Origin of the sequence: Pantoea coffeiphila, assembly GCF_016909495.1 — a bacterium.
GTDB classification, from domain to species: Bacteria; Pseudomonadota; Gammaproteobacteria; order Enterobacterales; family Enterobacteriaceae; genus Erwinia; species Erwinia coffeiphila.
This window is the reverse complement of the sequence record NZ_JAFBFW010000009.1, coordinates 1-12,586: the sequence shown is the minus strand read 5'-3', so window position 1 is coordinate 12,586 and position 12,586 is coordinate 1. Positions and strand designations below refer to the sequence as shown.

10 protein-coding genes and 1 tRNA gene are annotated in these 12,586 nt (G+C 56.0%); 5 read left to right on the top strand and 6 right to left on the bottom strand.

The genetic code is table 11. The features are described from left to right. Positions 1-52 precede the first annotated feature (52 nt). From JOE09_RS22885 to JOE09_RS22870, 4 genes are all read right to left on the bottom strand, one after another. The gene (locus tag JOE09_RS22885; RefSeq protein ID WP_420830702.1) at positions 53-1,504 is read right to left on the bottom strand and encodes a DASS family sodium-coupled anion symporter; all 1,452 of its coding nucleotides are present in this window, start codon (positions 1,502-1,504) and stop codon (positions 53-55) included. 368 nt (positions 1,505-1,872) lie between these two features. Continuing rightward, positions 1,873-3,213 carry an MFS transporter gene (locus JOE09_RS22880; RefSeq protein ID WP_205067464.1) on the bottom strand — a complete coding sequence of 447 codons (1,341 nt, stop codon included), beginning with the start codon at positions 3,211-3,213 and terminating at the stop codon, positions 1,873-1,875. A gap of 252 nt (positions 3,214-3,465) precedes the next feature. Then, a complete protein-coding gene (locus JOE09_RS22875; protein ID WP_205067463.1) occupies positions 3,466-4,503 on the bottom strand; it encodes a virulence RhuM family protein in 1,038 nt (345 codons plus the stop codon). Positions 4,504-4,715: 212 nt separating this feature from the next. Next, positions 4,716-4,810 (bottom strand) — tRNA-Sec (locus JOE09_RS22870). Between the two features lie 176 nt (positions 4,811-4,986). Between JOE09_RS22870 and JOE09_RS22865 the strand changes: the two genes are divergently transcribed. Together JOE09_RS22865 and JOE09_RS22860 are read left to right on the top strand one after the other, a co-directional pair. Then, positions 4,987-5,529: a cysteine hydrolase family protein gene (locus JOE09_RS22865; protein WP_205067462.1), complete on the top strand. Its 543-nt coding sequence runs from the start codon at positions 4,987-4,989 to the stop codon at positions 5,527-5,529. 1 nt (position 5,530) lies between these two features. Continuing rightward, positions 5,531-6,454, top strand: a complete 924-nt coding sequence (locus JOE09_RS22860; RefSeq protein WP_200545897.1) for a GlxA family transcriptional regulator — start codon at positions 5,531-5,533, stop codon at positions 6,452-6,454. Here JOE09_RS22860 and JOE09_RS22855 read toward each other — a convergent pair. After that, on the bottom strand, positions 6,451-7,446 hold the full coding sequence (locus JOE09_RS22855; RefSeq protein ID WP_205067539.1) for an acyltransferase family protein: 996 nt from the start codon (positions 7,444-7,446) through the stop codon (positions 6,451-6,453). The genes JOE09_RS22860 and JOE09_RS22855 overlap by 4 nt on opposite strands. Positions 7,447-7,690: 244 nt before the next feature. On the opposite strand from JOE09_RS22855, the gene glyQ reads away from it, so the two are divergent. The 3 genes from glyQ to JOE09_RS22840 all read left to right on the top strand — a co-directional run bounded on the left by glyQ (position 7,691) and on the right by JOE09_RS22840 (position 11,862). Continuing rightward, positions 7,691-8,602, top strand: coding sequence for a glycine--tRNA ligase subunit alpha (glyQ, locus tag JOE09_RS22850; RefSeq protein ID WP_205067461.1), 912 nt, complete (start codon positions 7,691-7,693; stop codon positions 8,600-8,602). 9 nt (positions 8,603-8,611) lie between these two features. Continuing rightward, positions 8,612-10,681 (top strand): glycine--tRNA ligase subunit beta, encoded by a 2,070-nt coding sequence (gene glyS, locus JOE09_RS22845; RefSeq protein ID WP_205067460.1) that lies wholly within the window; start codon positions 8,612-8,614, stop codon positions 10,679-10,681. A 134-nt stretch (positions 10,682-10,815) separates the two neighbouring features. Next, positions 10,816-11,862, top strand: a complete 1,047-nt coding sequence (locus tag JOE09_RS22840) for an NAD(P)-dependent alcohol dehydrogenase (protein ID WP_205067458.1) — start codon at positions 10,816-10,818, stop codon at positions 11,860-11,862. A gap of 50 nt (positions 11,863-11,912) precedes the next feature. Here the strand turns inward: JOE09_RS22840 and JOE09_RS22835 are convergent, their stop codons facing one another. Then, a complete protein-coding gene (locus tag JOE09_RS22835; RefSeq protein WP_205067457.1) occupies positions 11,913-12,209 on the bottom strand; it encodes an HTH-type transcriptional regulator in 297 nt (98 codons plus the stop codon). Positions 12,210-12,586: the final 377 nt, after the last annotated feature.

Below are 12,586 nucleotides of genomic sequence, written 5' to 3'. Positions count from 1 at the left end.
AGGCGCTCAGCAGCGGACAGGCTGAGCGCCTGCCCGCTGGCGAACGTGAGTGTTACCAGATGCCCACGATTTTCATCCATGCGCCGCCGGCCAGCAGCCAGATGGCGATAGAAACGATCGACACCAGGAAGCTGACGCCCCACCACTGGCCGGTAGAGTTATAGCCGGAGCCGAACAGTGCCGGGCCGGGGCCGCCGGAATACTGGGTCAGCCCCATCGACAGATTGGAGGTGTAGCCCAGCGTCAGCGCGGCCAGCAGCGGCGGCACGCCGACCGAAACGGATACCGCCAGGAAGGCCAGATACATCGCGGAAATATGTGCCATCGCCGAGGCAAAGAAATAGCGGGTGTAGAAATAAACCAGAATCAGCACCAGGAACACCAGCAGCCAGTCAAAGTGGCCGATGTAGCCCACGATGCCCTTGGAGATCCAGGCAATCATGCCGTATTTGTTCAGGGCGTTGGCCATCATCACCAGCACAGCGAACCAGAACATCGTATCCCACGCTGTTTTCTCTTCAATAATGTTCTTCCACGACATGATATTGGAGAGCAGCAGGATAACCAGACCAATAAAGGCCGACAGCGTGGCGGGGATCTGGAAGAAGATATCGCCCGCGGTCCACAGCACGATCAGCAGCACGAAGTCGAACGCCAGGATTTTTTCGGCAAGGGACATTGGCCCCATTTTGCGCAGCTCTTCCCGCGCGATGCCCGGTATTTCCGGCGTTTTTTTCAGTTCCGGTGGATAAATATAATAGAGGCACAGAGGAATAATCAGCAGCGTCAGCAGACCGGGCACGATGGCACCTAAGAACCAGATCCCCCAGTTAACCTGAATCCCCTGGCTGGCAGCCAGCTCGGCAATCAGCGGGTTTCCGGCCATCGCCGTCAGGAACATTGCGCAGATAATGGCATCAATCTGCGACACGCAGATCATCAGGAATGCCCCGGCCTTTCTGGCCGTTGGCCCCGGCTCGGACTGGTATGCGGTGGCAATCGACTGGGTGATGGGATACATAATGCCGCCACCGCGCGCCGAGGCGGAAGGAATGCCCGGGCCGAGTACCATATCGGACAGCGCCAGACCGTAAGCCACGCCGAGCATGCTGTGTCCGCATTTCGAGATAAACCACAGCGCGATGCGCCTGCCCAGCCCGGTTTTAATCACCGCGCGGGAGATAAACATGGCGATACCGATCAGCCAGATCGTGCCGTTGGCAAAGCCGGACAGTGCGGCCACTTTGCCGCTGCCACCGCCGGAGATCGGCGTCAGCCCGGTCATTGCCGAGACGACCAGCGCCACCATGGTTACCGCGCCCATCGGCATCACTTTTAAAATAATCGCCAGAATGGTCGCGGCGAAGACCGCAAACATATGCCACGCAACAATATCCAGCCCGGTGGGCGGTGGCATAAACCAGATTAGCAGGCCCACAAAGAGCGTGAAAACGCCCTTCCACAGTGGAAATGCCAGTTTTACCTGCACTTGTTCAGTCATCATTATTTCCCTTTATTTTCCCCTATGCCCTTTTTGAACAAAAACAGCTCCCCACGCCTTGATGGATATCAAGGATGGTAATTAATCCATCTTAATTTACTTAATACGCGGGAGATGCGGGTAGAAACGGCCTGTGCGAGGTGGATAAGTGATTTTATATTCGGGTTTATTCAACGGAGAGGAATTAGAAAGAAGGCGTTAAGTCGGTATCAGCTGAATAAATAATTCAGTCATGCGTATTTTTAATAAAGGTTATGCCACTACCGATTACCCGTTAGCGTTTGCGATGACGTTTATCCCGCTGACCATTCAGCTAACTGCGTTTGCCCTCAAATTTATCCTGCCCCCAGGCGGGAGCAGGATAACGGGGTTTAGGCGACGCTCAGATTTTGTGTTTTATAGCGCTGCAGCTTATACAGCGTGGCTGCCGCCGCGAGCAGTGCCGGCACGCTGAGGAACATCAGGATACTGTCGGCCTGCCATTGTTGAGAGAGCAGCTGTGCGCTCATCATGGTGCCTGCCACGCCGCCAAAGCGCCCGACGCCCTGCATCCATGCAATTCCCGTGGCACGGCAGTGGGTCGGATAAAAGGTGGCCGCCAGCGTTTGCAGGCCCGACTGCGCGCCGTTCATGGTAATGCCCATCAGGAAGATCAGCCCGCCGAACAGCACGATATGGTTGTTCTCGAAGCCCAGCGCCAGCGCAAACAGCATCGTCAGGGCAAAACCGGTCATCACCACCTTGTGTGCTTCCCACCTGTCCATCATCCAGCCCGCCAGCAGAATCCCCGCCGTGCCGCCGAAGGTAAACAGCGAGGTCAGCCAGGCCGATTCCGCCAGCGGATAGCCCATCCCCAGCATCAGCGTCGGCATCCAGCTCAGCAGCACGTAATAGATCACCAGCCCCATAAAGTAGGTCATCCACAGCATCAGCGTACCGGCCAGCCACGGCTGACTGAACAGCTGTGCCACGCTGCCTTTTTTGCCGGTGGTACGTTCTTCATCGAGATAAAAATGTGTCACCTGCGCCAGACTCCCGGCAATAAACCGCTGGGCAATGCGCCGGATTTGCACAATGTCTTTACCGCGATGTACCAGGAATTTGACCGACTCCGGCAGGAACAGAACCAGCAACACGGTGAGCGCCAGCGGCGCAATCGCTCCGGCCAGCAGAACGCTATGCCAGCCATAGTTAGGGATCAGCCAGGACGAAATCGCCCCGCCGCCCGCCGCACCCAGCGGAAAGCCGCAGTACATGGTGTTGATTGCCATAGAACGGCAGCGCTTCGGGGCAAACTCAGAGACGAGCGTAATCGCATTCGGCATCGCCGCGCCCAGCCCGAGACCGGTCAGAAAGCGCCACAGCGTCAGCGTATTCAGCGTTTGTGCGTAGGCGGTTCCCAGGCTGGCAAGCCCGAAGAACAGGCAGGAGAAAACCAGCACCTTTTTACGCCCCAGTCTGTCCGAGGCCGGCCCGGCGATCAGTGCGCCGATGGAAAGCCCGAGCAGCGCGGCGCTTAATACCGGCCCGAGGTCCTGCCTTTTAATTCCCCAGTCGCTGGACAGCGTGGGGGCGATATAGCCCATCGCCGCCGTGTCGAACCCGTCGATGGCGAGGATCAGAAATCCCAGGATGATAATCACCCAGTGAAAGCGTGAAACCGGTGCTTCGTCGATTGCCTGTTGGATATTCACTTTACCCGAATAAACCATGTAACCCCCGCCCGTTGTGATGTTGCAATGCATGTCTTCTGTTCATGTATTTTCCTGTATATACATTTGCAATCGACACAAAAAATTGTCAAATCGACTTAGCGTAAGTGTTAAGTAGTCGTTGTTTTTGGATGAAAAATGGACGGTTGATGAGGGTGGGTAGATTCGAATGATCCGAATTAACAGACCAGCAGAATTTACAGTGCGTTCAAAAGGGGAGATTTTTAGGCGATATAAAACAGATATGTAGAACTATTTTTTGCTCGTTCCTTCCCACTCTGACAAACCGGCAATATCCTTTTCGCCCTCTGCTTCCTTTAAACGGCGCTGTTGATCAGAAAAGTGAACGTATTCTTGCCGGGCTTTTTCATCTGCCTGTTTCTTCGTCATTGCACCTGTGCCTTGTAATACGTCACGGTCGTTAAACTGCAGGAACTGATCCAGTTTTTCCTGCCAGTCCTGCAAAAATACCTGCTGTCGACGACGAGCCTGATCTTCAGCAAAATCCAGCCACATATTGACCACCCGATTGAGTTCGCTGACTTTTGTCTGGCTCAGGTAATTTTTTGCCACAGTTACATCACTCTTACGAACTTCATCGCCTTTGAAGCTGGTTAATCCCATATGCGGTTGGCTGGAATCAGAACGCAGGTGGATAAGTTCAGCCGCGGTAAAACCGGTGCAGGCAAAATGCAGCTTGTTCTGAATGGTTTGAAAAAAATGAGCGGTTTCTTTGTGAGACGGTTGGTAGTCGGCAGCTAACGAAAATATTTCCCTGACTCGCAGATAAACCCGGCGTTCACTGGCGCGAATATCACGGATGCGTTCCAGCATCTCATCGAAATAGTCGGGTACGGTGGAAGTGCCGATGGGTGGATTTTTCAGCCGCTCATCATCTGTAACAAACCCTTTTATCAGGTATTCCTGGAGGGTTTGCGTGGCCCACTGACGGAACTGCTTACCACGAGTAGAGCGAACGCGATAACCGACGGCGAGTATGACGGGAAGACTGTAGTGCAGCTTATTACGACTTATCTGGCGAGAGCCTTCCTGTTGAACTTGTAAGTAAGACTTACAAGTTGAGTTTTGCGCAAGCTCACCTTCTTCGTAAATAGCTTTGATATGCTGCGTAATTGCCTGAGGGGTAATCTGATAGAGATGTGCAATCGCTGCTTGCGTTAGCCAGAGCGTATCGGATTCAAAGCGACATTCAACACGCAAGCGCCCATCGCTGCTGGCGAAGATCAAAAATTCGCCTGCAGGAGAGTGTGTGATGGGATCGTTGCTCATGTCGCCTCCGCTACGCTGAAAAATGTCTGATTAGAGGTTTAGTATGCCAGAGATGCTGACCGAAAATTACCGTACGAGCGTATCCATTTTGCGGGAGGCCTCCCAGCCAGGAGATGCAATACCGCGTTGGTTACATTGCGGCCAAGCGGAAAGATGTGCTAACCGGGAAAGTGGTATTACTGAGATAACAGGCGGGTTTAAGAGACTTCGATTGGCGGAAGATCACAGGAGTCGAACCTGCCCGGGACCGCTGGCGGCCCCAACTGGATTTGAAGTCCAGCCGCCTCACCGGAGACGACGATCTTCCTTTTAATACAGAAGCGCGGCGAGTATATCATTGGTGATACCCTTATAAAAACCATGGTTTCATTAAATAAGATGTCTGATGTCCCGCAGCGGCAGCAACGTGTCCGTTTCTGACCTTCTTTCCCTCGCCAATCCTTGCCATCATAGGGTTATTCCCCTCAGGTAAGGAGTCCGAAAATGACCGATACCGTTTTACTGGTAATTGACGCGCAGCAATCGTTCTATCATCGTGGCTATCAGCAAACCCCAGAAACGCCCGTGTTTGAACAGGCGCTGAGCAGGCTCATTGCGGGCTGTCAGCAGAAAGAAATTCCGGTGGTGGACGTGCTGCATGTGGAAACGGAAGGCCCGTTTTCACCGGCGTCCGGCCTGGTGGTTCGCCTGCCGTTTCTGACCCATCAGGCGGCACACGCCGTGAAAAAAACGGTACATAATGCGCTGACGGAATCCGGTCTGCTACAGTGGCTGGAGCAGCGGCAGGTGAAGCACGTGATTGTGAGCGGTATCCGTACCGAGCAGTGCTGTGAAACCACCGCGCGCGTGGCGTCGGACCTCGGCTACCGCGTGACGTTTGTGACGGAAGCAACGCTGACGTTCCCCATTACCCATAAAGGCATTACGCTCAGCGTGGCGGATTTGCACCACCGTACCGAAAGCGTGCTGATCGATCGCTTCGCCGCGATCCGCACGGTGGAGGAGTGCCTGCAGGAGCTTGCATAATATGACGATTCCGGTGTGGTTTTTGACCCTGCCCGGTGTGATGACCCTCGATCTGACCGGCCCGGCGGAGACGCTGAAGCTGGCCGACGGGGCCTTCAGCCTGCACTATATTGGCCCCGATGAAACCGTGCTGAGCTCAACGGATATGGCCATCAGCCGCATCCAGCCGCTGCCGGAAACGTTACCCCCCGGCAGCCTGTTAGTCGTGCCGGGCGTGCAGGACTCTTCGGTATGGTTTGACACCCCGCAGGCTATTGCCGCCCGCAACTGGCTGATGCGCATCCAGCCCGCGATTCACGCCCGCCATATTACCCTGATCTGCGTCTGCTCCGGCTCGCTGCTGGCCGCCCGCGCAGGTCTGATGCACGGTGTGGAATGCACCACCCATCATGAAGTGATAGCACGTCTGAAAAACGCCGAACCTGCCGCTATCGTTCGGGAAAACCGTATCTTTATCGAAGATCGCGGTATCTGGACCAGCGCGGGGATTACCGCCGGCATCGATCTGTCGCTGCATCTGATTAACCGCCTGTGTGGCTCGCAGATGGCGCTCAACGTGGCGCGGGAAATGGTGGTTTACTTCCGCCGCTCGGGGGATGATCCGCAGCTTTCGCCGTGGCTGCGCTACCGCAACCATATGCATCCGGCCATTCACCGCACCCAGGATCTCCTGATCCAGCAGCCGGAGCAGGAGTGGTCGCTGGATGACATCGCCGAGCGAGTCCACGTTAGTGCGCGCCATCTGACGCGGCTGTTCCGCCAGCATCTCGGCATCAGCGTACGTGAGTATCACGAGCAGCTGCGGCTGGCGATTGTCCAGCAGCGTCGCCAGCAGGGCGAAGGCAACGAGCAGGCGGCGCTGGCGGCAGGGTTCTCCTCCTCCCGCCAGCTGCGCCGCGCTCAGCAGCGCTGGCAGGCGGACTAGCTCACCAGGTGATGTTTATCGATGCGCTGCAGGCCAATGGCCAGCAGCAGACTGCCGCCGAGGGTGATGGCGAACACCAGCGGGATGTCGATCAACGGATGGTCGGTATTATCCAGCCCGTGGGTGCGCATATAGTGGATAAACAGCGCGTGGAAGCCGTAAATCGGCAATGAATAGCGCGAAATGGTGGCTAAAATCGGCAAAGGGCGGTCGTTTAGCGTGTTTTTAAACAGCACCAGCAGGCTAACGGCGGCAATAAACACCGCCGGGCCGCAGTAGAGATACCAGGTATCGGCGAAGGCGCCGTTAATGGCGAACTGGCGTTTGGTGCCGAAGGCGATCACCAGTACGCAGGCGATAAAGGTGATGGCGGCCAGCCAACTGACGCCCGGCCTGTCGGTTTTCATCGTGCCGATGGCCCGACCGGTCAGCGCGTACAGCAGATAGTAGATGGAATCCCCGTTGATATAGAGGTTTACCGGCAGCCAGTGAAAGCGGGCGATCGAACCGTCGACGGTATTTGGATTCGCCAGCACAGCCAGTACCAGAATGACAATCGCCATATAGCCCGCGCTGACCGGTTTCACCTGAATCAGCGGTGAAAACATATAGATGGCGATAATCGCAAAGAAAAACCACAGGTGGTAAAAGATCGGTTTTTGCAGCAGGTTTTTCACCGAGGTGACTTCATTAATTGGCGTCAGCAGGGTGATATAGGCCAGCGCAATCGCGCTGTAGAACAGCAGGCACAGCACTACGCGCAGGAAATGGCGCTTCTGCGCGCTGCGCTCGCCGAAAAACAGGTAGCCGGAGATCATAAAGAAGATCGGCACGCACACCCTGGATGCCGAGTTCAGCAGGTTTGACAGATCCCAACTGTGCTCGCCGACCGACATTCCGGTGGTCACGTACCAGGTGGTGGTGTGGATCATAATCACCATCAAACACGCCACCGCGCGCAAATTATCTATCCAGCCAATTTTCTGCATTATTTCAATCCTGTTTGCCGGGAAAAAATCCGTATCGATGCCCGCTAAGCCTGGCCAGGGGAACGGACTTCAACAACCCGACGAGCAAAAACTCGGAACAGGACGAATAAAATGTGTGGCGTCGCCGACAAAAGCAGCGAATTCGATTAAATCACCGCCGTTATCATTACCATTTTGGTAATCAACCCGGTCAAAGGGTATACTGACGCCCACTTTTTTAACCACTCGTATCGCGTGCGAAATCAACATGCAAAAGTTTGATACCAAGACTTTCCAGGGCCTGATCCTGACCTTACAGGATTACTGGGCGCGCCAGGGCTGCACCATCATCCAACCGCTGGATATGGAAGTGGGCGCTGGTACTTCTCACCCGATGACCTGCCTGCGGGCGCTGGGGCCAGAGCCAACGGCGGTGGCCTACGTGCAGCCGTCACGCCGCCCTACCGACGGCCGCTACGGTGAAAACCCGAACCGCTTACAGCACTACTACCAGTTCCAGGTGATCATCAAGCCGTCACCGGACAATATTCAGGAGCTGTACCTTGGCTCGCTGAAAGAGCTGGGCATGGACCCGACCATCCACGATATCCGCTTTGTGGAAGATAACTGGGAAAACCCAACGCTGGGTGCCTGGGGTCTGGGCTGGGAAGTGTGGCTGAACGGCATGGAAGTAACGCAGTTCACCTACTTCCAGCAGGTTGGCGGCCTGGAGTGCAAACCGGTTACCGGAGAAATCACCTACGGCCTTGAGCGCCTGGCGATGTACATCCAGGGCGTGGACAGCGTTTACGATCTGGTGTGGAGCGACGGTCCGCTGGGTAAAACCACCTACGGCGACGTGTTCCATCAGAACGAAGTGGAGCAGTCCACCTATAACTTCGAATACGCCGACGTCGACTTCCTCTTTACCTGCTTCGAGCAGTACGAGAAAGAGGCGCAGAGCCTGCTGGCGCTGGAAAAACCGCTGCCGCTGCCTGCCTACGAGCGTATTCTGAAAGCCGCACACAGCTTTAACCTGCTGGATGCCCGTAAAGCCATCTCCGTCACCGAGCGTCAGCGTTATATTCTGCGTATCCGCACCCTGACGAAATCCGTGGCCGAAGCTTACTACGCCTCCCGCGAGGCGCTGGGCTTCCCGATGTGCAATAACAAGAAATAAGAGGCAGCCATGACTGAAAAAACCTTCCTGGTGGAAATCGGCACCGAAGAGCTGCCTCCGAAAGCCCTGCGCAGCCTGGCCGAGTCCTTCGCGGCTAACTTTACCGCTGAACTGGATGCCGCAGGCCTGGCCCACGGCGACGTGAAGTGGTTCGCCGCGCCGCGCCGCCTGGCGCTGAAAGTCGCCAGCCTGAGCGCCGCGCAGCCGGATCGCGAAGTGGAAAAACGTGGCCCGGCGATTGCCGCCGCGTTTGATGCCAACGGCGTGGCCACCAAGGCTGCCGAAGGCTGGGCGCGCGGCTGCGGTATCACCGTCGATCAGGCCGAGCGTTTGAGCACCGACAAAGGTGAATGGCTGGTGTACCGTGCGAAAGTGACCGGTGAAAGCGCGCAGGCGCTGCTGCCGGCGATGATCGCCACCTCACTGGCTAAGCTGCCGATCCCGAAACTGATGCGCTGGGGCGCGTCTGACGTGCAGTTCGTGCGTCCGGTGCATACTGTGACCATTCTGCTCGGCGATGAGCTGATCCCGGCCACCATTCTGGGCATCGACTCGGCGCGTACCATTCGCGGCCACCGCTTTATGGGCGAGCCGGAATTCACCATCGATAACGCCGACCAGTATCCCGCGATCCTGCTGGAGCGCGGTAAAGTGCAGGCGGATTTCGACGCCCGTAAAGCGACGATCAAAGCCGATGCCGAAGAAGCTGCCCGTAAAATCGGCGGCGTTGCCGATCTGAGCGAAAGCCTGCTGGAAGAAGTCACCTCCCTGGTGGAGTGGCCGGTGGTGCTGACGGCGAAGTTTGAAGAGAAGTTCCTCGCGGTTCCGGCTGAAGCGCTGGTGTACACCATGAAGGGCGATCAGAAGTATTTCCCGGTGTACGACACCGCGGGCAAGCTGCTGCCAAACTTCATCTTCGTAACGAACATTATCTCGAAAGATCCGCAGCAGATTATCTCCGGTAACGAGAAAGTGGTGCGCCCACGCCTCGCCGACGCCGAGTTCTTCTTCAACAGCGACCGTAAGCGTCGTCTGGAAGATAACCTGCCGCGCCTGGAAACCGTGCTGTTCCAGAAAGAGCTGGGTACCCTGCGCGATAAAACCGACCGCATTCAGGCGCTGACGGGCTGGATTGCTGCCCAGATCGGCGCGGATGTGAATCACGCGACCCGTGCTGGCCTGCTGTCCAAGTGCGATCTGATGACCAACATGGTGTTCGAATTTACCGACACCCAGGGCGTGATGGGCATGCACTATGCGCGTCACGATGGCGAAGCCGAAGATGTTGCGGTTGCCCTGAACGAGCAGTATCAGCCGCGCTTTGCCGGTGACGAGCTGCCGTCGAACCCGATTGCCTGCGCGCTGGCGATTGCCGATAAGATGGATACCCTGGCCGGGATTTTCGGCATCGGTCAGCATCCGAAAGGCGACAAAGACCCGTTCGCTCTGCGCCGCGCCGCGCTTGGCGTGCTGCGTATTATCGTCGAGAAAAACCTGCCGCTGGATCTGCAAACCCTGACGGAAGAAGCGGTGCGCCTGTACGGCAGCAAGCTGTCTAACGCCAAGGTGGTGGATGAGGTGATCGACTTTATGCTGGGTCGTTTCCGCACCTGGTATCAGGAAGAAGGCCACAGCGTGGATACCATCCAGGCCGTGCTGGCGCGTCGTCCGACCCGTCCGGCGGATTTCGATGCCCGCATGAAGGCAGTGTCTCACTTCCGTACGCTGGAAGCCGCAGCCACGCTGGCCGCCGCCAACAAGCGTGTCTCTAACATTCTTGCCAAGTCCAGCGAACCGCTGAACGACAGCGTGCAGGCCGTGCTGCTGAAAGAGAATGAAGAGATCAAGCTGGCGACCTATGTGTCTGCCCTGAGCAGCAAGCTGCAGCCTTACTTCGCAGAAGGCCGCTACCAGGAAGCGCTGATCGAGCTGGCTGAGCTGCGCGAAACGGTGGATAACTTCTTCGACAAGGTAATGGTAAATGCTGACGATCAGGCGGTGCGTATTAACCGCCTGACGCTGCTGGCTAAGCTGCGCGAGCTGTTCCTGCAGGTTGCGGATATCTCCCTGCTGCAGTAATCTGCTGCCATAAGGGGCGGGCCATCGGTCCGCCCTTTTTTATCGCGCAGACACCCCGCCTTACAATTCCACCTTGCCCCTGGGGCTCCATTTCCTTACCCTGTGCGGTTTTTGCCATTCAGGTTAAGACAGTTATGCAATCCTTTGGATACGCTGCAAAGGCAGCCAACACCCCTCTCGAACCCTTCGAATTCAAGCGCCGCGACCTGCAGGCCGGTGATGTCCATATCGACATCCACTATTGCGGCGTCTGCCACTCTGACCTGCATATGGCGCGTAACGAATGGGGCGTCAGCCAGTTCCCGCTGGTGCCGGGACATGAAATCGTTGGGCGCGTTGTCGCCACCGGTAGCGACGTTACCGCGTTTAAAGCGGGTGATTTGGTGGGTGTAGGCGTGATGGTCGACTCCTGCGGCCACTGCGCTCAGTGCCACGGTGGTGAAGAGCAGTATTGCGAAGAAGGCTTTACCGCAACCTATAACAGCGAAGAGAAAACCATCGGCGGTATGACCTTCGGTGGTTACTCCGACAGTATCGTGGTTGACAGTAAATTTGTCGTCTCCGTTCCGGATAATCTGGAGCTGAGCGCGGTGGCACCGCTGCTGTGCGCCGGTGTGACCACGTGGTCACCGCTTCAGCACTGGAACGTGCAGCCGGGCCAGCGTGTGGGAATTATCGGGCTGGGCGGCCTTGGCCATATGGCGGTGAAGCTGGCGAGTGCACTGGGGGCCGAAGTGGTGCTGTTTACCACCTCACCGGCGAAAGGTGCCGATGCGCTGCGCCTGGGTGCCAGCCAGGTGGTGGTGTCGAAAGATGCAGAGCAGATGGAGAGCGTGAAGAACAGTCTGGATATGATCCTCGACTGCGTGGCCGCACCCCACGATCTGGACCCATACCTCAATGCGCTGAAAACCAACGGTCATCTGGTACTGGTGGGCATCCCTGACTCTCCGCACACGTCACCCAACGTCACGCCAATTGTCTTTAAACGCCTGAGTATTTCCGGCACCTCGATCGGCAGCATCAAGGAAACCCAGCAGATGCTCGATTTCTGTGGCCAGCACAATATCGTGTCGGATGTTGAGGTGATCGGCCTGAATCAGGTTGAAGATGCGTTTGAGCGGATGCTGAAGGGTGACGTGAAGTACCGTTTTGTCATTGATATGAAAGCGGGACGCTAAGATTTTCCTGCATAAAACCCGCCCTGTGGCGGGTTTGTTTTTTCGTTCTTTTATCTTTCCAGCAACTGTCGTCCCAGATACGGATTCGAATGAATCAACTGCATCAGCTTCTGTGCGCTGCCTGACGGTTTGGTACGTTGTGCTTCCCAGCTTTTCACCGATGAAACACTGACGCCCATTGCCAGGGCAAACTCATCAATCTGCATGCCGCTAATTTCCCTGATCCGTTTTGGTTCGGGCATGGCTACTTCACTTTCTGTCATCGCACCAGCCTGCATCACATCACGCGTCAACACGATCTGCTCCAGGTTGGAGAGTAATTCAAACATTGGATCTTTTGTTTCCATAAGTACACACCTCATTAAACTCACTTAATGTGAACAACCAGAGGAGTAGAGCCTCAAGCTCAGGCTCAGAATACTGGCGGACATCAACCGCTGGAAAACTGCGAGGCAGCACAGGGAAACGCCAGGACCTTAAGTATTAGACTAATCCTGGTGATTCAGGTCATATTTTTTAATTATTTTTCTGTTTTGCTTTGCAAAAACTGAAAGGCGTTATCTCTGTCGCCTTAAATGTCATTGGCTTAGGTAGCATAAGCCGTACTTACCTGTCACAGTCCTGCCAATCTGCCAATCTGCCAATCTGCCAATCTGCCAATCTGCCAATCTGCCAATCTGCCAATCTGCCAATCTGCCAATCTGCCAATCTGCCAATCTGCCAA